Source organism: Streptomyces sp. NBRC 110611, from assembly GCF_001590865.1.
Taxonomy (GTDB): domain Bacteria; phylum Actinomycetota; class Actinomycetes; order Streptomycetales; family Streptomycetaceae; genus Streptomyces.
The window spans coordinates 39,804-58,339 of the sequence record NZ_BBUY01000026.1; the positions used below are offsets into that span (position 1 = coordinate 39,804).

At 71.5% G+C, this 18,536-nt stretch carries 16 protein-coding genes; 6 read left to right on the forward strand and 10 right to left on the reverse strand.

Features of this window, described 5'->3' with window-relative positions:
* Positions 1-86 precede the first annotated feature (86 nt).
* Positions 87-635 (forward strand): GNAT family N-acetyltransferase, encoded by a 549-nt coding sequence (locus AZE13_RS30900; protein ID WP_066939477.1) that lies wholly within the window; start codon positions 87-89, stop codon positions 633-635.
* A 33-nt stretch (positions 636-668) separates the two neighbouring features.
* Here AZE13_RS30900 and AZE13_RS30905 read toward each other — a convergent pair whose 3' ends face one another.
* Positions 669-1,112: a phosphotransferase gene (locus AZE13_RS30905; protein WP_147264765.1), complete on the reverse strand. Its 444-nt coding sequence runs from the start codon at positions 1,110-1,112 to the stop codon at positions 669-671.
* A gap of 446 nt (positions 1,113-1,558) precedes the next feature.
* Here AZE13_RS30905 and AZE13_RS30910 point away from each other — a divergent pair, with 446 nt between their 5' ends.
* A complete protein-coding gene (locus AZE13_RS30910; protein WP_066939425.1) occupies positions 1,559-2,227 on the forward strand; it encodes an alpha/beta fold hydrolase in 669 nt (222 codons plus the stop codon).
* Positions 2,228-2,241: 14 nt separating this feature from the next.
* On the opposite strand, the gene AZE13_RS30915 is transcribed toward AZE13_RS30910, so the two are convergent.
* The gene (locus AZE13_RS30915; protein WP_066939428.1) at positions 2,242-3,024 is read right to left on the reverse strand and encodes a Pr6Pr family membrane protein; all 783 of its coding nucleotides are present in this window, start codon (positions 3,022-3,024) and stop codon (positions 2,242-2,244) included.
* Positions 3,025-3,355: 331 nt separating this feature from the next.
* On the opposite strand from AZE13_RS30915, the gene AZE13_RS30920 reads away from it, so the two are divergent.
* Together AZE13_RS30920 and AZE13_RS30925 are read left to right on the forward strand one after the other, a co-directional pair.
* Positions 3,356-5,059 (forward strand): aldehyde dehydrogenase family protein, encoded by a 1,704-nt coding sequence (locus AZE13_RS30920; protein WP_258528098.1) that lies wholly within the window; start codon positions 3,356-3,358, stop codon positions 5,057-5,059.
* Positions 5,056-5,619: an EF-hand domain-containing protein gene (locus AZE13_RS30925; RefSeq protein ID WP_066939433.1), complete on the forward strand. Its 564-nt coding sequence runs from the start codon at positions 5,056-5,058 to the stop codon at positions 5,617-5,619. Before AZE13_RS30920 ends, AZE13_RS30925 begins: the two co-directional genes overlap by 4 nt.
* A 65-nt stretch (positions 5,620-5,684) precedes the next feature.
* On the opposite strand, the gene AZE13_RS30930 is transcribed toward AZE13_RS30925, so the two are convergent.
* A complete protein-coding gene (locus AZE13_RS30930) occupies positions 5,685-6,257 on the reverse strand; it encodes a PadR family transcriptional regulator (RefSeq protein ID WP_066939436.1) in 573 nt (190 codons plus the stop codon).
* 111 nt (positions 6,258-6,368) lie between these two features.
* On the opposite strand from AZE13_RS30930, the gene AZE13_RS30935 reads away from it, so the two are divergent.
* Entirely contained in the window at positions 6,369-6,800 is a 432-nt protein-coding gene (locus tag AZE13_RS30935) for a nuclear transport factor 2 family protein (RefSeq protein ID WP_066939439.1), read from the forward strand.
* A gap of 28 nt (positions 6,801-6,828) precedes the next feature.
* Here AZE13_RS30935 and AZE13_RS30940 read toward each other — a convergent pair whose 3' ends face one another.
* From AZE13_RS30940 to AZE13_RS30965, 6 genes are all read right to left on the reverse strand, one after another.
* Positions 6,829-7,371, reverse strand: a complete 543-nt coding sequence (locus AZE13_RS30940) for a GNAT family N-acetyltransferase (RefSeq protein WP_258528099.1) — start codon at positions 7,369-7,371, stop codon at positions 6,829-6,831.
* A gap of 61 nt (positions 7,372-7,432) precedes the next feature.
* Entirely contained in the window at positions 7,433-7,777 is a 345-nt protein-coding gene (locus AZE13_RS30945; protein ID WP_079124549.1) for an acyl carrier protein, read from the reverse strand.
* 59 nt (positions 7,778-7,836) lie between these two features.
* Entirely contained in the window at positions 7,837-9,135 is a 1,299-nt protein-coding gene (locus AZE13_RS30950) for an aspartate aminotransferase family protein (protein WP_066939445.1), read from the reverse strand.
* Positions 9,136-9,317: 182 nt separating this feature from the next.
* Positions 9,318-10,451: an acyl-CoA dehydrogenase family protein gene (locus AZE13_RS30955; RefSeq protein ID WP_066939448.1), complete on the reverse strand. Its 1,134-nt coding sequence runs from the start codon at positions 10,449-10,451 to the stop codon at positions 9,318-9,320.
* A gap of 368 nt (positions 10,452-10,819) precedes the next feature.
* Positions 10,820-13,876: an AfsR/SARP family transcriptional regulator gene (locus AZE13_RS30960; protein WP_147264766.1), complete on the reverse strand. Its 3,057-nt coding sequence runs from the start codon at positions 13,874-13,876 to the stop codon at positions 10,820-10,822.
* A gap of 113 nt (positions 13,877-13,989) precedes the next feature.
* Positions 13,990-16,119: a BTAD domain-containing putative transcriptional regulator gene (locus AZE13_RS30965; protein ID WP_066939450.1), complete on the reverse strand. Its 2,130-nt coding sequence runs from the start codon at positions 16,117-16,119 to the stop codon at positions 13,990-13,992.
* 224 nt (positions 16,120-16,343) lie between these two features.
* On the opposite strand from AZE13_RS30965, the gene AZE13_RS30970 reads away from it, so the two are divergent.
* Positions 16,344-17,519 carry a tyrosine-protein phosphatase gene (locus AZE13_RS30970; RefSeq protein WP_066939453.1) on the forward strand — a complete coding sequence of 392 codons (1,176 nt, stop codon included), beginning with the start codon at positions 16,344-16,346 and terminating at the stop codon, positions 17,517-17,519.
* A gap of 153 nt (positions 17,520-17,672) precedes the next feature.
* Here AZE13_RS30970 and AZE13_RS30975 read toward each other — a convergent pair.
* The coding region (locus tag AZE13_RS30975) for a phosphopantetheine-binding protein (RefSeq protein WP_258528100.1) at positions 17,673-18,536 on the reverse strand (864 nt) is incomplete at its 5' end.

Sequence of the window (18,536 nt, forward strand, 5' to 3'; positions counted from 1 at the left end):
CATGCCGGACGACGCCGGTTTCAGCGCCGTGCAATGAGTGCCCCACCGCAGTGGCGTCCTCCGGGCACCGCAGGGACAATCCGCACATGCGAGATCGAATACGGTTGCCGGCAGGGCTGTGTCTACGTCCGTGGGAGCCATCCGATGCCCCCGTCGTGCTGGAGGCGTTCACCGAACCGGTCATGGAACGGCAAGCCGACGCCCCCATCACCACCACCGAAGACGCCGAGCAATGGATCCAACGGCGGCGCACTCAATGGCGCCAAGAGGTGGCCTACAGCTTTGCCGTCACCGACAGCACCAACGGCACGGACGTGGCACTGGGCGGTGTCGCGGTCACCAGCCTCAACCTCCGGCACGCCACCGGATGGATCTCCTACTGGACCACTGCCGCCGCCCGTGGCAAGGGGGTGGCAACCCACGGATGCCGGGCGCTGGCCCATTGGTGCTTCGCCGATCTGGCACTCTTCCGGCTGGAACTGGGACACCGCACCGACAACCCTGCTTCCTGTCGGGTAGCCCTCGCTGCGGGATTCACCACCGAAGGCCTGCAGCGGCAAAAACTCGACTACCACGGCATCCGCTACGACGTCGAGACACACGCACGACTCGCGACGGACCCGCAGCCGCAGTAGGCGACATACCGCGTCGCAGGTGCGGTGGGGCTGTCACCGAGCGGTGCCTTGGGGCGGTTCCGGCTGCCATGCGTCCTGGACGGCGCGGTGAAGGTCCAGGAACAGTTGCCGGCCGGCCAGCTGTTGCTCATCGATCGGGCAGCGGCCCCGGTAGGCGGCGAGGAAACGCTGTTCCACCGTCATGGCAGCTTCGGGCTCCTGGTGGGACGTCAGGAAGAGCTGCCAGCTGACGATGTCGTGGAGCAGCGGGCCGTGGCTGGGAGTGCCCCAGTCGATCAGTGCGAGTTCGTTCGAGTTCGCGTCCAGGAGGATCTCCGGCGTGGGATCGCCGTAGAGTACGCCGTCGCTCAGCCGCGTATGGGTGCGGAAGTCGGTGATGGCGGCCACCGCCTTGCCCAGTGCGGTGCCGCGGGGACCGGCGAGACGGGCGGCCTCGCCGGCGTAGAAGTCCAACAGGTGGCCCGCCGGTTGCGGCACATCCGGACGTGTCTGCAGAGGCGGCCGTCTGCGGCAGGGACGGGCGCCCCGGTGGGGATGCCGGCGCGATCGAGGACGGCGGCAATCCGCAGACCGGGCTCGACGCATACGGGGGCATCGAATGTCAGCTTCGCGACATAAGGCCCGTGATCGGTGTCCACCCTCCATACCCGGGAACGGTCTCCGATGTCGGTCATCTCACGCCCGACACAGGCCCCCGAAAGACGCCACGGGGCGAGCAGAGCCACCACACGCCGGCCCCGAGCAGGGCTCATGACTGCCCATCCCATCCTCGCGAAACTCATGGCTGTCCACCGTCTACGTGAGGTGGTGCGCGCCGCGGAGCCCGGCCACCGCACGCCCTGCGCAACCTCAACCGACTTGCCGGATCACCGAACATACCCGGACGGGACGAGGCGCGATACTCGATACCCGATACTCGACCAGTGGACTCGATCTACCGCAGTGAGACGGGTAAGGAGCTCATCCGGCGCTGGTGCCTCGACCAGCTCGCCGCATGGCCGGTACCGCATGAACGGAAGACGGTGACCGTCAAGGGCGCAGAGACCCATGTGGTCCTCGCCGGGTCCGGCGCGACCACGGTGGTGTTCGTCCCTGGCACCAACTTCAACGCCGCCGCATCCCTGCCGCTGGCCACGGCCCTGGTAGCCGCCGGCTTCCGAGTGCTGCTCGTGGACATCCCGGGGCAGCCCGGTCTCAGCTGCGGCGAACGGCCTCTCTCCGGCCGCCGGTTGTCGTGGTACGGGGCATGGCTGAGCGGCGTGATCGAGGAGATCTCGTCCGCGCCGGTAGCGGTGATGGGCCACTCCTTCGGGGCTCCAGCGGAGCGCCAGGCGCTGCCGTCCTGCCCGCGCGGTCGATTCCCCGCCGGGTCGTCACCGGGGAGCACGACGTCTTCCTCCCTCCACGGCGGCTCGGCCCGGCAGTACGCGACACACTCGGCACTGAGCTGGGTGTGGTCGGCGGGGCCGGGCACCTCGTGGTCGAAGAACGCCCCGGCTACCTGTCCACCTTGCTGGACGGTGCTGCCTTCCCTGGCTAGGGCCTGTCCGATGGGTCGGCGGGCCCACGCGGACCCATCGGACAGGCCCTAGCAGTCCGCAAGTCGTTACGTCACTGGATCCAGTCGTCGGCCCAAGCGGGGGCATATGCGGTCGAGGACGACGAGGGCGAGGGCCAGAAGGTAGAAGGCCAGGGCGAAGACGACGGCGTGGGTGGCGATGCCGGCGTAGCCGCGAAGGTCGACGTCGAGGAAGGGGTAGGGGTAGCGGCCGTCGGTGCCAGGGGCGAGGAGGGCGCCGCGGATGAGGGCGAAGGGGAGGTAGAGGACGGGGTAGGCGAGCCACTGCCAGGCGTCGCGGAACAGGAAAGTGCCGGGGGCGGTGAGGACGAGCCAGTCGAGGACGGCAGCAAGCGGGGTCGCGGTGTGCAGGAGCTGGCTGGCGACCGTTTCCAGGGCGGTGCGGTGGCTGGTCATGGAGAAGCCGCTGGCGTCGTTCGACAGCACGAAGTGGAAGACGAGCCCCGTGATGCAGATGTAGAGCAGCGCTGCGCCGGTGACCCGGGGAGAGAGCGCGGGGCGTCCGGTCCAGGCGCGGTGGGCGGAGCAGGCGAAGACGACGGCCAGCAGGATGTTGGACTGGATCGTGAAGTAGCTGAAGAGCCGGCCCAGGTCGTGGGACGCGATCATGTCCAGGACGATGCCGGTGACCCCGGTCAGGGCCGCGAGCGCACGGAAGGCCGCCGCCACGGGGCGCCGGCCTTCGAAGGCGGAGGCGGCAGGCGCAGGGACGGCGGCGGGTACGGGGGTGCCCGCCGCGGTGGGCAGGCCGGGGCGTGCCGTGGACTCGGTGGAGGCCGCGGAACCCGTGGGAGGTGTCGGATCGAGCATTGGCCCACCGTACGGCCCGGCTCCGGGACGCCCTCCCCGGGGCTGGCATAACCAGCGGAATCGGGATCTCCGGGTCACCGAGGCGGTCGGGTCGTCGGGTCGGCCAGGGCGGTCAGGGCGGCAGGGGCGGTCGGACCAGTTCCCGGAGGCTGCGAGGAGCCGGACTTCGGTGAGCCCGGAAACCAGGACCCTCCCCCTGGCTGCCGTTGCGCGAGTCGATACCACCTGCCGCCGGCAGTCCTCAACTCGTTCACTCTCAAGTCCATCCGAATGATGGAGAGTTGGAGACCTTCACACATCAAGTCGAGCTCACCGGAGCAGGCTTGCGGCCGTGCTTGATTCCTACCCGGTGCTGATCGGGAGCGAGAGACGGACCGGCAGCGGCTGGGTTCACTGGCCTCGGGCGAGTGCGCTACTGCACACCCCCTACGACACGATGGCCCTCAAGGCCCGCCTCGACTGCGGAAACGCCGCGGCATCCGATCTGACAGACGCGCGGCTGGCCGCCCGGGTGGCCCTGTCCACGTCCGAGCAGGGTGACGCGGCCTTGCGGCTGGCCCGGCGGGCGGGCAAGGAGTGGCGACGAGCCCCCTTGCCGAGGCGCCTCGCCTTCGCCGCAGCGGCGTATGACGCACTGCGCGAGCGGGCCGACGAAGTGGTGGACGTCCTGGTGTCCGAGGGGCACCCGGTGCGGGTCGCGCACTGGGAACTGACCGTGGCACTGTCCATGATCCACCCCGAGACGCTCGAACATGCCCGGCAGACGCTGGAGTGGCGCACGGAGCGGGCCGGGCGCCTGATCCGCCTGGTCCGCAAGCCCGACGGGGTGGTCGGCCTCAACGCAGCCCGAAATGCCGGATTTCTCTCGTCTATGCTCGGCCTGCTCGTTCTCACGGCGGGCAACGCCCTGATCGTGAACGCCCCGCCCACCGCCCCGCTCGCGGTTGCCTTTCTGTACCACGAGCTGGTCGCCCCGCTGCTCGACCGCCACGGCGCCCCACCGGGCACGCTCAGCGTCCTGTGCTCCCCGTCCCGGTCGGCCGTACGGCAGTGGCTCGGCTCCGCGGACTGCGACGACATCTTCTACTACGGACCCGCCCGGCACGGCGCGCGCCTCGAAGCCGAGTGCCTGGCGCACGGCAAGAAGCCGGTCCTGGAACTGTCCGGCAACGACGCCATGGTGGTGTGGCGCGACGCCGACCTGGAGCAGGCGGCGACCGCGGCGGCCGAACGGTACTACGGCTCGGGGCAGCTGTGCATCGCGCCGAAGTTCGTCGTCGCCCACCCCGACGTGGCCGACGAGTTCACCGCCCTGCTGCACCGCCGAGTGGCCGAACTGCACGTGGGACCACCCGAGAACCCGGACGTCGTGCTCAGCGCCGTCGTCAAACGCGGCGAGTGCCTGGACGTGCTGCGCGACGCGGTGGAGCAAGGGGCCGAGCACCTGTGCGGCGGTGACCTCGTCGACGTACACGACAAGGTCACCGCCCGTGGCCCCTTCATCCGCCCCGTCCTGCTGCGCGTGCACGGGCTCGCGACGGCGGGGCGGATACGAGCGGTGCGGGAGGAGACCTTCTTCCCGCTGATGTGCGTCGTCACGCCCGACCGGGCCGATCACGCCACTCCGGAGCAACTCCTCGACGACATCGTGGAGTTCGTCGACGGAAACCCCTACGGGCTGCGCAACTCCCTGTGGGCGCGGGACCCGTACGTCATCGAGCGGTTCTGCGACATGGGCAACGGCGGTGTACTGAAGGTCAACGACAGCCATATCGGCTGCCTGCCGGTGCTGCCCACGGTCGGTGGCACCGGGCTCAGCGGCGGCACGTTCGGCGAGGCCAACCTCCCCTATCTGCGCACCACACGGCTGCAGGGCATCAGCGTGACCATCGACCCGCCCCGCACCCAGGTCTTCGACCACCAGGCGGCGGTGCACTCCGCCAGCACCAGACCTCCGGGCGCGCACCGGCACCCGGAAAGCGAAGAAACACCGCACGAACAACGAACGGACAACGAGGAGACTGCGCGCACATGACCACCCAGGCCCAAGACGCCCTGCTCAACCAGAAGATCGATGTCTGCTTCGGGCACATCGACGCCGACCGCAACGGAACCGTGGACCGCGAGGACCTGTTCACCCTGGGCGCACGACTGCTCGCCGAATTCGGCGAGTCCGCCACATCACCCAAGGGCACCCTGCTGATGAACGGCATGGTCACCTTCTGGACCGCCATCGCTTCCGCTGCCGACGCGGACGGAGACGGGCGGCTCACACCCGAGGAGTACCGCACCGGCATGAAGGGAGCGTTCATCACCTCCGCCGAGGGCTTCTCCCAGGCATTCCGGCCCATGCTGGAGGCGGTCTGCAAGCTCCTCGACACCGACGGCGACGGAGAGGTCGACGAGAAGGAGTTCCAGGCCTGGCAGCGAGTCTTCCGCACTGCGGAGGAAGACCGAGCGGCGGCCTTCCAGGCCCTGGACGCCGATGGCAGCGGCAAACTGAGCGTCGGCGAACTCCTCGACGCCATGCACCAGTACTACACGAGCACCGACCCCAACGCCCCCGGCAACGTGCTGTACGGCCCGTCGAACTGAGCCGCCCGCCCGGCCCCGGTGCTCACCCGCTCGCCCGGCACCGGGGCAACGCGGGTAAACGGTGGTCACTGTCGGGGGACCTCGACGGCTTGCCGCTCCCGCAAGACGGTGACCGTACGCTCACACCAGTCGCGGTTGCTCTCCTCGAAGGCGAGGCCGCGCAGACAGGTCAGGTAGGGGCCGATGCGCTCGCCGTGGCGCAGGAACTCCTCTTCGGTGCGGGCGCCGCGCATGGTGTGCAGCAGCTTGCCGAAGAGCTCGGCCTTGGCATGCGCGAAGGCGGCGCGTTCGATGAGCTGCGTGATCAGCGTCTCGGTGTCGACGCGATCGGCTGCCTGGACTTTGACGAGCAGGTCGTCACGGATGAAGCAGGGCTTGGCCGTTGCCGCCGTGAACTGTTCCAGCTCGGCCAGACCGGCGTCGGTGACCTGGAACAGGCGCTTGTTGGGCCGAGTGTCCTGAACCACTTCGCGGCCCCGGATCAGCCCCGCCTCCTCCAGCCGGGCCAGCTCGGCGTACAGCTGCTGCGGCTGGGCGTACCAGAAGTTCGCCACACCGAGGTCGAACGCCTTGGCCAGCTGGTACCCACTCAGCTCCTCATCGAGCAGCGCCGCCAGTACGGCATGCCGCAGAGCCATCGGACCGCCCCCTCCTTCCCATCCCCTTATCTCCCGCCTGCCGACGGGAGCGTCGTTCATGATAGTACTCATGAAACTGAGTACTCAGATTCATGAGTAAGAGGAGAGGGTATGACCGCAGCAGACCGCTTCCGCGCCGCCGTCGACAACCGTGACCTCACCGCCCTGGACGACCTGTTCACCGAGGACATCCGCTTCTACAGCCCCGTGAAGTTCACGCCCTTCGAGGGCAAGCGGATGGTGGTGGGGCTCTTCGGCGTCCTCCTGCGCACCTTCGAGGACTTCCGCTACATCGGGCAGTACGACGGCACCTCGCAGACGAGCGCCGACGGTGCCGAGGCCCCGTCGGCAGTCCTGCTCTTCCGGACGACCGTGAACGGCAAGCAGATCCACGGCATCGACCTGCTGCACTTCGACGACGACGGCCGGATCAAGGAGTTCACGGTGATGGTCCGGCCGCAGTCCGCCGTACAGGCTCTGGGAGAGGCGGTCCTGGCCGGACTGACCGCTGAAGGACTGGCTCCGGCGCGTGCCGACCAGTAGACCGATCGGCAAACGTCGGTCCAGTGGATCAGGTGAGGTTCAGGCCCCACGTCTGGAGAGCGTAGGGCCGTCCCTTCAGGTCACCTTTGATCAGCGGTACATCGAGCAGGCTGAAGCCCGCCTTGGTGGCCACGGCGACGCTGGCGGCGTTCTCGGCCTCCAGCTCCAGGATCACCTGGTCCGCACCCAGCTGCTCGAAGGCGTACGCGGCCATCAACCGCACCGCCCGCGCCGCCAGTCCCTGGCCGCGGTGTGCCGGACCGACCGCGTAGCCGAGCTCTGTGCCCTCGGGGGCACGCCGTAGCATCACCTCGCCGAGGGGTGCGCCACCATCGACGGTGATGGCGAGCACGATGGCCGTGCCCTCCGCCCGCAGCTGCCGGTTCCGCTCCAGACGCGCGCGGGCGGCCGCTTCGTCGAAGGGGGAGGCGATCGGCGTCCAGTACGCGATGTCGGGGTGGTCGAACAGCTCCGGCATCGCGGCCAGGTCCGCCTCTGTCCAGTCGCGCAGGACCAGAGCCTCCCCCGACAGCTCGATCCGCTCGGGAAAGGACGTTGTGGTGCTGCTCACGGTGCGGGACCTCCAAGGCCTGTTCAGGACGAGGCAGGATAACCGGGGGGAAGTCATCGGCTCACCGGATTTTCCGGCCGGTGAGGAGGTCGATGGCGTGGCCGACGGTATCGGCCCGTAGCAGGTCCTCGGGGACGATCTGGACGCCGAGGGCACGTTCGAGCTGAGCTCCGATGGCCATCAGCTCCAGGCTGTCGATGCCGTGGTCGGCTTCGAGAGCGGTGCTGTCGGTGATGGCGTCGGGCGTGGTGCCCAGGACGTCGGCGATGGTCGCGCGGACGGTGCCGACCAGTTCGGCTTCGGTGATCTCCGGGCGGGCGGCAGGGGCCTGCCGGCCTGCGGTGCCGGTGTTGGTGTTGGTGTTGGTGTTGACGTGGGTGTTGATGGCGATGTCGATGTCGGTCATGTGGTTCTTCTCCTGGATTCGGTTCAGGTCCTGGGGTGCAGTTCAGGTCCTGGGTGCGGTCAGAACGCCGGGACTGCCGGGGAGCGTGGGGTGGCGGGACTGCCGGCGGTGAAGGTGCGGGCTGCGCCGTCGAGGGCGGTATCGAGGATTTCCAGGGCCTGGTCGAGCTCGGCGGTCGTGGTCGTCAGCGGGGGCAGCAGCCGTACGGTCGTGGGACGGCTCAGGCAGGGCGAGACGAGCAGGCCGGCGTTGGCCAGGCCGACGACGACCTCGCCCGCGGTCTGAGGTGCGGTGAAGTCGATGCCCCACAGCAGGCCCCGGCCGCGGAAGCCGCTCATGACCTGCCCGTGGCGCTCGTGGAGGGTCTGCAAGCCGGCGGTGAGCCGGTCGGTGAGCATGCGGCCGTGACCGGCCAGGTCCTCCACCGCCGCCAGGGCGGCCGGCAGGGCGGCGCAGCTGAGCGGATGTCCTCCGAAGGTCGCCGAGTGCAGGAACGGGTCGGCCGAGAGGGGCGCGTAGAGCAGATCCGAGCAGACCATCGCGGACAAGGGCACGATGCCGCCGCCGAGCGGCTTGCCGACGAGCACCGCGTCGACGGTGAGCCGTTCGGCGAGGGCGACCGAGCGCTCACCGCAGCGCCGCAGGCCGCACTGGATCTCATCGGCGATCACGAAGGCGCCGTGGGCGTGCGCGTCCAGCGTCCACCGCCGCAGCACCTCGGGAGAGAGCGGCACGGCACCGTTCTCGCCCTGTACGGGCTCGAAGATCAGCGCGGCGACCGGGCCTTGGGCGCACTCCCTGCGGACCGCGTCGGGGTCGTCGGGGTCGATGTGTACGACGTCCACGGTGCAGCCGCGCAGTCCGGCGCGGAACAGGGGGTTGTGGGTGAGCGCCAGCGCGCCGATCGTCGTGCCGTGGTAGCTGCCGCGCACCGCCAGCACTCGGTCCCGGCCGGAGGCGAGGCGGGCGAGCTTGACCGAGATCTCCACGGCGTCGGCCCCGTTGAGCCCGAAGGCGACCTTGGGCAGGGAGCCGCCGAGGTAGTCGGCGAGGACGGCGGCGGCCTCGGCGCTGACGGGGTTGGCGAGGCTCCGGGTGGAGGTGGGCATCACCGCCAGCTGCCGCTGCACGGCAGCGACGACGCCGGGGTGGCGGTGGCCCAACAGGGCGACCGCGCAGGAGCCGAAGTCCAGGACCGAACGGCCGTCGGAGAGTGTGACCCGCGAGCCCGACGCGGCGGATTCCACGGCGCCCTGGCCGGCGAACTTGCCGGTGAGGGCGAGTGTGGGCGACTGGTGCCGGCGCAACCGGTCGAACACCGCGTCGGACGAAGTGGCGGTCCGGGGCGGGACGGTCATCTGCGACCTCCTTGACGGGGAGAAGAAGGGAGGGAGAAGCGGAGGAGGGAGAAGGGGACGAGGGCGGCGGGGAGGCGGAGGGAGCGCGCGGGGAAGGCAGAAGGAGCGGGCGGGGAGGCGGGGAGGGCGGGCGGACAGGCGGAGTGCCGGGAAAGTTGGGGTCCGTTGCCCCGCCCCCGTCGTCACCCGACCCGCAGCGCCTGGCCGTCCAGGGCCGCACACAGCGCCTCGGCCGTCCTGCCCCGCGACGGCGGGTGGAAGTTGAGGCCGGTGGCGGCCGTGGCGAGGTAGGTGCCCTCGTCGGATCCGATGAAGGACATGCCGCCGAGTGCGGTCAGCGCGGCCTGCGTGGTGCGGGCGATGGCGTCCTGTGCGGCGTAGCGGGCGGTCAGCGCCTTGACCAGCAGTGCCTCGCCCCATCCGCTGGTGTCGCCCATCTCTCGGGCCACGGCCTCCACGGACAGCATGGCGGCGTCGACTTCGGTGACGAGCGCGGCCCGGTCCGCGACCGAGCCCCCGCCGTGCCGCAACACCCGCTCCACCAGGGCACTGGCCGTGCCCACATAGCCGGCCGTCATCAGCAGTTCGCACCACAGGAAGCCCGCGAGGTGCCGGGAGTCCAGCGCGGAGCCGGCGGTGACGTCGGAGAGGACGACCATCTGCGGGTCCAACTCGACGTCGGTGAGGACCACTTCCTCGCTCTCGGCGCCGGCCAGCACGGAGCTGCGCCAGAAGGGCCGTACGGACACGCCGTGGCTCTTCGCCGGGACGATGGCCACCGCCAGGCGCTCGGTGCCTTCTGCGTCGGTCATCGTCACCGAGGCGGTCAGCACGTCCATGGAGTGGGCGAGGCTGCACGGCTTCTTGCTGCCGTTGAGCAGGATGTGGTCGCCACGCCGCTGGGCGGTGATGGCCGGGCGCAGGACGGACTGGCCGGTACGGCCCTCGGCGAAGCCGGATGCCAGGAGCAGGCGGTCGCCGACGATGGCTTCCAGCAGCATCCACTCGAAGCCGGCCCCGTGCCTGGCGATCTCCACCAGGCCGGCCACCGAGAAGTGATGCATGGTGGTGGCGACGGCCAGCGAGGGGCAGCGGGCGCCCACGGCCCGCTGGAGCCGGACGGCTTCCAGGGGGCTCGCGCCGATGCCGGTGTGGTGTTCGGGTACCAGCAGGGCTGCTCCCCCGGCGTCCCGGAACGCCGCGATGGCGGGGCTGCCGGGCCGCTCCAGCTCGGCCAGCGGGTGAGCGGCGAGCCTGGCGTCGAGGCCGGGAAGCCGGCGTTCGAGCACCTCGCGCTCGGTTCCCAGGAAGCTCATACCGTGGCCTTTCCGGGGGGCGCGGTGATCGATTCGGCGGTGATCGGTGAGGGGAGCAGTGGCTGTGTCTGTGCCTGTGCCTGTGTCGGGGAGTCCAAGACGAGTACCTCGGCGGTCGACGGGTGCGGTTGCCTGCCGGTGACAGCAGCCGCCCGAGGGCCGTCCTCCTGTGCGGGGCGGGGCCTTCGAGGCGGGCTCGATGAGCGTGTCACCGCCGGATCCGCGTTCGATAAACCGCGCATCAACGGATTGTCAGCACGTGGTGACCTGCGACGGAGGCAGCGAGAAACGGAGGCAGCAAAAAGGCGCCCGCCGAGGTCTCGGCGGGCGCCGTGGGGCCCGTGCGCTCCGGGCGCCGGGTGCGGGGGTCAGCCGTTCAGTCTGGCCGCGACGTCACGGGCCTCGGGCATCCCCAGCCGTTCGAGAAGGGCGTGCGCCTGCCGGTAGTAGAACGTGGCCTGGCTCTCCCGACCGCGGGCCGCGCAGGCGTGGCCGAGCTGGGTGAGGGCCCGGCCCAGCAGATATCCACCGCCGAACTGCTCGGCGCTCTCCCGGGCTTCCTCGGCGTACGTGGCGGCCTCCTCCGGCCGGCCCAGGAGGTTGTGGGCCTCGGCGAGCAGGCTCTGGCCCAGGGACTCGCGGAAGCGGGAGCCCGTGGCGCGCCAGAGGTCCAGGCTGCGGGCGAGGCAGTCCAGTGCCTCGTCCGGGCGGCCGAGCCACAGGCAGATCTGCCCCAGTACGCGCAGTGCCTGGGCCAGGCCCTCGCGGTCGCCGGAGGTCTCGGCGACCGCGACTGCCGCCCGGCCCGACTCCATCGCGGCCTCCGGTACCCCGTTCGCCAGCTGGGCGAGGCCCAGGAAGCCACGCACGTACGCGACGCAACCGGGGCTCTGCGCCGCCTCGGCCAACGGCATGGCCTCGGTGAGCTGGTCGAGCGCGGCCGGGAAGTCGTGCAGGCCCAGCGCACAGCCGCCGAGGACGCCGAGGGTGAGGCCGAGCAGCGTCGAGTGACCCGCGCGACGGCAGATATCGGCCGTGATGTGGAAGTGCCGTACAGCCGTGGCGAGTTCAAAACGCTGGGCGTGGGAGCCGCCCAGCATATAGTGCGCGACGGCCTCGGCACCGGGGTCGCCGCAGCGTTCGGCCGCCTCCAGGACGGCCCGTGCCGCCCGCTCCAGGCCATACGGCTGGTTCGCGTGGCGGCCCAGCGGGTCGGCGGACAGCAGCAGCTCGGCGGCGATGGTCACCGGGATGCGGGGGTGACGCGCGGCCTGCTCGGTCAGGGCGAGCACTGTGGAGACCTCGTCGAGCAGCCAGGTCGTGGCACTGTCCTGGGTGGCGAAGTGGCCTGGGGCCGGTGCCGGAAGTCCCTCCCCCAGCCTCCGGCCGGCAGGTGCCCCCGGCCCCGCCGCGTCCGGCACCGGCGCGGACGGCATCGCCGCGTCCGACACCGGCCCCGGCGCGGACGGCACCGGGGCGAGGGTGACGGGGAAGGCGTCGCCCGCCATGACGGCACGGTAGGCGTCACGGGCGAGGGCGCGGTAGGTCTCCAGGAGCCGCAGCAGCGCGCCATCGCACTCGGCGGCGGCTATCTCCTCGGCGGCGGTCTTGCGGGCGTACAGGCGCAGCAGGTCGTGATAGCGGTAGCGGCCGGGCCCGACGGACTCCAGGAGGCTCAAATCGACCAGGGTCTCGCACAGCTCCTCGGCCTGCCGCTCGGTGCGGTCCAGCAGGGCCGCCGCTGCCGCGCTGGTCAGTTCGGGGACCTCGGGCAGGGCGAGCAGCCGGAACGCCCGAAGCTGCTCGGTGTCGAGCAGGTCGGTGCCGAGCCTGAAGGTGGTCTCGACGTCGTCGGTGTCGCCGGACAGCTCGGCCAGCCGCCGCCGCTCGTCCGCGAGGATCCGCGCGGTCTGCGCGAGGGAAGCGGCGGGCCGGGCCGCGAGCCGGGCCGCGACGATGCGGATCGCCAGCGGCAGCCGCCCGCAGTCGTCGAGCAGCTGCCGGGCGGCCTCCTCCTCGGCTCGTACGCGTCGCTCGCCGATGATCTGTACGAGCAGCGCCAACGCCTCGTACTCGGTCAACTCCCGCAGGTCGACCAAGGTGGCGCCGGACAGCCCCGCCAGCCGGGTGCGGCTGGTGACCAGCACGCCGCAGCCGGGACCGCCGGGCAGCAGGTCACGGACCTGGTCGAGGTCACGGGCGTTGTCGAGGACCACGAGGACCCGGCTGTCGGCCATCAAGGACCGGTACAGGGCGGCGCGTTCGGCCGGCAGCCCAGGGACGCGACCGGGGGCGACGCCCAGGGCGCGCAGGAAATCGCCCAGCACCTGAGCCGGGTCGGCGGGCCGGGCGTCGGTACCACGCAGGTCGACGAAGAGCTGACCGTCGGGAAAGCGGGCACCCAGGCCGTGCGCCACGTGCACGGCGAGAGCGGTCTTGCCGACTCCGCCCATACCGCTCACGGCGCTGACGGCCACGACCCGTCCGTGGTCCAGCGCGGCCCGCAGCTGGCCGATGGTGTCCTCGCGCCCGGTGAAGTCGGCGGTCCCCGGCGGCAGACGCAGGGCCGTCGGCCCCCCGGCCACCCCGGTCACCCCGGCCACCGCGGGGGTCGCCGGGGTCGCGGATCCGGCGAGGATGCGCCGGTGGATGCGCTCCAGCCCGGGGCCCGGCACCGTGCCCGCTTCCCGCAGCCCGCGGCGGGCGCGGGCGTGCACCTCCAGGGCCTCGGCCTGTCGGCCCGCCTCGTACAGCGCGGTCATCAGGAGTTCCTGCGTCCGCTCGCGCAGCGGGTGATCGTCCGCCAGGGCCCGCAGCGGTCCGATCGCCGCCACGTGCCCGCCCAGACGGAGTTCGGCTTCCCAGCGTGCTTCGACGGCGGCGAGTCGCCGCTCGGTGAGCCGGGCCCGCTGCGCGGCGGCGTACGGACCGGGTACCCCCGCCAGGGGCTCGCCGTGCCACAGTTCAAGTGCCGCGTCCAGCAGGGAGCGCGCTTCCTGCGGCCGGTCGGCGGAGCGTGCCCGCTCGGCCGCGGCCGTCAGCCGGTCGAACTCCATGAGGTCGAGGGCGCCCGGTTCCAGCCGCAGCGCGTACCCCTCGCCGTGGGAGACCAGGACCTGGGCCGGGGTGCGCGCGGCGCGTCCGGGCTCCAGCAGCCCGCGCAGGCGGGACACGTGGGTGCGCAGCGCGCCGAGCGCGTGCGGCGGCGCGGCGTCTCCCCATACGTCCTCGATGAGCGCCGCCGCGGAGCCGGGCCGCCCTTGCCGCAGCAGCAGAGCGGCCAGTACGGCGGCGCACAGCGGCGGCCGGATGCCGGTCTCGGCGCCGCCGCTGATGGCCTGTACGGGTCCCAGGACGCGGAAGGACAGCTGGGGCCGCGCGTCGTGGGCGGCTTGGGTGGCGGCGGGATGGGGCTCGTGGGGCACTGGTACTCCGGATCGTTGGGGTGGTACGGGGCGGGTTGGCCGCCCCGTGGTGTGCGAGGGCGTGTCCGGTGGACGTGCCGCACACGACGACGGCCGCCCCCACCGGACCGTCCCTAGGACGCGCAGGAGGTGCACGAGGTACACGCGGTGCAGGAAGTGCACGCGGTACAACAGGTGCAAGCGGTGCGCGGGGCCGTCGGGCACGCCTCGTACCCGGCGCGGTCCCACGCGGCGGGACGCACGTACGCCACCGCCTTGGGCCGCCGGCCGCGCGAGACCCGCCGGACCGGAGCCACGGTGAACGGTCCGGGGGCGGAGGAGCGTTGACCGGAAGCAGAAGAGCGTTGCTCGGGGGAGGACATACGTTGCCCGGGTGCGGATGAACGTTGCTCGGGGCCGGCTGCCGCGTGAACGCCGGTGTCATTCCCGGTGCGGGTGCGGGCGAACTCGGCCAGCAGACAGTGGAAGCGGTACCAGCCGGGTGCCGGTGACTCCAGCAAGCTGATGTCGACCAGCGACTCGCACAGCTCTTCGGCGCCGTGCGGAGGCCTGCCGAGCGAGGCCGCGACATCGACGGCCCGGAAGGCGGCGTCCGGCTCGTCGGCCGGCGGCAGCAGCCGGAAGGCCCGCCGCAGCGGCTCGGGCAGCCGCCCGTACTCGCGCCGGAAGACACCCTCCACGGCGAGGTCGGCGACCTTGAGTTCGGCCAGCCGCCCTTCCCTTTCCGCCATCCGCTTGACGAGCGAGGCCACGGTCCACGAGGGGCGGGTGGCCAGGCGGGTGGCCATGATCCGCACGGCCAGCGGCAGGAAGCCGCACGCCGCCACGAGCCGGGTGCAGTCCTCCGCTTCGGCGGCGGCCCGCTCCGGGCCGATCACCCGCCCGAGCAGACTCAGGGCCTCGTCGGGCGCCATGACGTCGAGGTGGACGAACCGGGTCCCGGGCAGCCCGGCCAGCTTGGCGCCACTGGTGACAAGGACGGTGCTGGCGGCGGTGCCGGGCAGCAGGGAGCGGATCTGGTCGCTGTCCGCGGCGTTGTCCAGGACGACGAGCATGCGCCGGCCCGCCATCCGGGCGCGGAAGAAGGAGATGCGCTCCGCGGTGCCGGCGGGGATGTCGGTATCGGCGACGCCGAACGCGCGCAGGAACGACCCGAGGGCCATGGCCGGGTCAACGGGATGCCCGCACGGATGCCTGAGGTCCGCGTACAGCTGCCCGTGCGGGAAGCCCGTCCGCATCCGGTGCGCGGCGTGCAGGGCCAGCGCGCTCTTGCCGACCCCGCCCAGGCCGGATACCGCCACGACGGTGGCTCCCGTTTCCGGGGGCGCGGCAAGGAGTTCGCACACCTCGCGCACCGCACCGGCGCGGCCCGTGAAGTCCGCGATGTCGCCGGGGAGTTGGGCGGGGCAGCGGAGGCGGTCCGGCTCCCCGTCCGCCTGCTCGGCCGAGCGCGACGACGCGAGGGAGACGGTACGGCCCCCACCGTCGGCGGCGATGTCACGGGCGAGGGCGGAAAGCTCGTGCCCGGGGTCGAGACCGAGCTCCTCGGCCAGGGCACGGCGTATGCGCGCGAAAGCGGCCTGCGCCTCGTCCCGTCGGCCGCAGAGCCCCAGCGCCCGCACCAGCAGCGCGTGCAGTGGCTCCCGCAGCGGGTGGCGCTCGGCGAGCGCCACCAGCTCGCCCAGCACGGCGGCGTGGCCGCCCAGTTCCACGTCGAGGGCGAGGCGGCTCTCCAGCGCTGCCAGCCTGCGGTCGGCGAGCCGGGCCCGCTGGGCCTCGATGCCCGGCCCGGTCAGCCCCTGCAAGGGCTCCTCGCCCCACAGTGCGAGGGCGGAGCCCAGCAGATCGCGGGACTCGGCCGGGCGGCCGGCCATCCGTTCGCGCTCGGCGGCGGCCACGAAGGACTCGAACTCCGCCACATCCAGTGCGTCCTGCGGCACGCGCACCGCGTAGCCGTCACAGACCGAGACGAGGACCTCCGGGGCCGCTCCGGCATCCCGCTCGGGCTCCAGGAGCTTGCGCAACCGCGACACGTACGTGCGCAGCGTGCCCACCGCCCGGGGTGGTGCGTCCTCCCCCCAGACCTCGGACACCAGCTGACCGGCGGTCACCGGCTCGCCCTGCCGCAGTAACAGCAAGGCGAGGAGGGTCCGCTGCTGCCGCGGGCCCAGCTCCAGCTCGCGGTCGCCGCGCCAGGCCCGTAACCGACCGAGCACGGCGAAGCGCACTATGTCGACGGTCATGACTCTCGCCCCTGCCTCCCGGAACAGCACAGCGGCCGCTGTGGCGACCGCTCTCCATAGATATCATCGAAAATCCGTACCCCTGGTTCCCGCCGTCCGCGTGTCCCGGACAGACGCGACCACCCGCCGCACCCCGCCCCGGCAGCGGCGGAGGAGATGGCGTGCTGCGCGGCGCTCACCAACTCTAGTTATTTTCGGGCCATTTCGCGCAATATGGTCCCGTCATGAACTCCCCTTCCCCGGCAGCGGTACTGACCGCCCGCCGCATCGCCACGTCGTTCATAGCCGCCGTATCGGCAGTGGGGGTCACCGCGCCCCTCGCCTTGGCCGAGCCCCCCGGTGCACCCACCGGAGCGGGCCAGCACGCGCCACAGGTGCCACAGGAACCTCCGGCATCCCAGATATCGCAGGCATCGCAGACATCACAGGCACCGCTCGCCGCGCACAGGATTCCGTTCACCGACGCCAGGGTGACCCAGCAGGAGGACGGCTCGTTCACCGTGTCCTGGAAGGCATCCGGCATCGGTTCGGTGACCGTCTACACCGACGACCGGGCCGTGGCGCACGGCGGGGCCGAGGGTACCGTCACGGTACGCGGACTGCCCGCCGCCGACCGACGGTGGTTCCGCCTCGTCCCGGACCAGGGCGACTCGCTCACCCTCGCCGACCGCTCGCTGCACTTGTCGGGTGCCGCCAACTTCCGCGACGCGGGCGGTTACCGCACCGCCGACGGCCGATGGGTCAGGATGGGCGTGCTGTACCGCACCAATAACCTGCACGCGCTCACCGACTCCGACCTCGCCAAGCTCCAGCACCTCGGCATCCATACGGACCTCGACCTGCGCATGCCGAGCGAGCGCGCCGAGGCACCGGACCGCGTGCCCGCGGGCGCGCGCTACGTCGTCGCCGATGTCTTCGGCGGGGACGTCAAGGGCGAGCTGCCCGCCACAGCCGAGGCGTCCGAGCAGATGATGCTCGACTCCTACCGGTTGCTCGTCTCCAAGCAGTCGGCCACCGACGCCTACCGTTCGCTGTTCGGCCTGGCCAACGATCCCCGGTCCGCCGCGCTCGCCTACCACTGTCAGGGCGGCAAGGACCGTACGGGCTGGGCCACCGCCGCCCTGCTCACGGCCCTGGGCGTGGACCGCGACACGGTCATGCGGGACTACCTGGCCACCAACGACTACCTCGCCGCGAGCAACGCCGCCACCCTCGCCAAACAGACCCCCGAGGTGGCAGCCCGCCTCAAGCCGGTCCTGGACGCCAGGTCCGCATACCTGAACGCGGCTTTCAACGAGGTCAAGGCCCGCTTCGGCACCTTCGACGCCTATCTGCGAGACGGGCTGGGCCTCAGCGAGCAGTACCTGAAGCGGCTGCGCGAGGCGCTGCTCACCGCCTGAACGCCGACCGAGCGGCCGCCATCGGCACGCAACGCAAGGTGACGCCCCCTTCCGGCGCACGGCCGGAAGGGGGCGTTGTCTGTGCCTGCTATCTGTTGCCTGTTGCTGTTATCCGTTGCCTGCGTCTGTTGTGTGTTGTGTGTGCTCGTTGGGTCAGGACAGGCCGAGTTCGTTGTCGAGGAGGTCGAAGACCTCCTCGTCGGAGGCGGACGCGAAGTCGAAGTCCTCGTCGGACGAGGACGCGTCGGGCCCGGCTGACGCGGCGGTGGCCCGCAGAGCGGTCCACTTTGCCCTGAGGACTTCCAGTCGGCCGGCTATCTGCTCGTGCATCTCCTCTGTGACGTCGAGCCCGCCGAAGGTCTTTTCCAGCCTTTCGAGTTCGCCCAGGATCGCTTCCGGGCCGGAGGACGGCTCGGGCGCGAGCCTGGCATGGAGGTGGTCGACGAGTTCCGTCGGCGTCGGGTAGTCGAAGAGCAGGGTTGCCGGCAGGCGGATTCCGGTGAGGGCGCTGAGGCGGTTGCGGAGTTCGACCGCGGTGAGGGAGTCGAAGCCAAGATCCAGGAACGCGCGGTCCTGGTCGATATCCGTGGCTCCGGCGTGTCCGAGGACCGCCGCGACCTGACCGCGTACGGCGTCCAGTACGACCTCGCATCCCTCAGCCGCCGTCAGCCCGGCCAGACGCTGGGCGAAGGCGGCCGCGGCGTCGCCGACCGCTGTGGCCGCCGCCGCGCGTCGGCCCGGGGTACGGATCAGGCTGCGCAGTAGCGGGGGGACGTCACCTTGCTGGCGCAGCGCCGTCAGGTCCAGGCGGACGGGCAGTGCCATGGGTTCGGTACTGCCGAGCGCGGCGTCGAAGAGGGCCAGGCCTTCCTCCCTGGTCAGTGGTGGCATGCCCGAGCGCGTCATGCGCTGGAGGTCGGCTTCGGTGAGGGTGCCGGTCATGCCACCCTCCTGGGACCACGGGCCCCACGCCAACGACACCGCGGGCAGACCCGCCGCCCGCCGGTGATGCGCCAG

Excerpts from the sequence above, each read along its gene's own strand:
- AZE13_RS30965 (WP_066939450.1), bottom strand. The coding sequence starts at position 16,119 with ATGACCGTCGACATAGTGCGCTTCGCCGTGCTCGGTCGGTTACGGGCC.
- AZE13_RS30970 (WP_066939453.1), top strand. The coding sequence starts at position 16,344 with ATGAACTCCCCTTCCCCGGCAGCGGTACTGACCGCCCGCCGCATCGCC.
- AZE13_RS30915 (WP_066939428.1), bottom strand. The coding sequence starts at position 3,024 with ATGCTCGATCCGACACCTCCCACGGGTTCCGCGGCCTCCACCGAGTCC.
- AZE13_RS30945 (WP_079124549.1), bottom strand. The coding sequence starts at position 7,777 with ATGACCGACATCGACATCGCCATCAACACCCACGTCAACACCAACACC.
- AZE13_RS30955 (WP_066939448.1), bottom strand. The coding sequence starts at position 10,451 with ATGAGCTTCCTGGGAACCGAGCGCGAGGTGCTCGAACGCCGGCTTCCC.
- AZE13_RS30935 (WP_066939439.1), top strand. The coding sequence starts at position 6,369 with ATGACCGCAGCAGACCGCTTCCGCGCCGCCGTCGACAACCGTGACCTC.
- AZE13_RS30930 (WP_066939436.1), bottom strand. The coding sequence starts at position 6,257 with ATGGCTCTGCGGCATGCCGTACTGGCGGCGCTGCTCGATGAGGAGCTG.
- AZE13_RS30900 (WP_066939477.1), top strand. The coding sequence starts at position 87 with ATGCGAGATCGAATACGGTTGCCGGCAGGGCTGTGTCTACGTCCGTGG.
- AZE13_RS30925 (WP_066939433.1), top strand. The coding sequence starts at position 5,056 with ATGACCACCCAGGCCCAAGACGCCCTGCTCAACCAGAAGATCGATGTC.
- AZE13_RS30950 (WP_066939445.1), bottom strand. The coding sequence starts at position 9,135 with ATGACCGTCCCGCCCCGGACCGCCACTTCGTCCGACGCGGTGTTCGAC.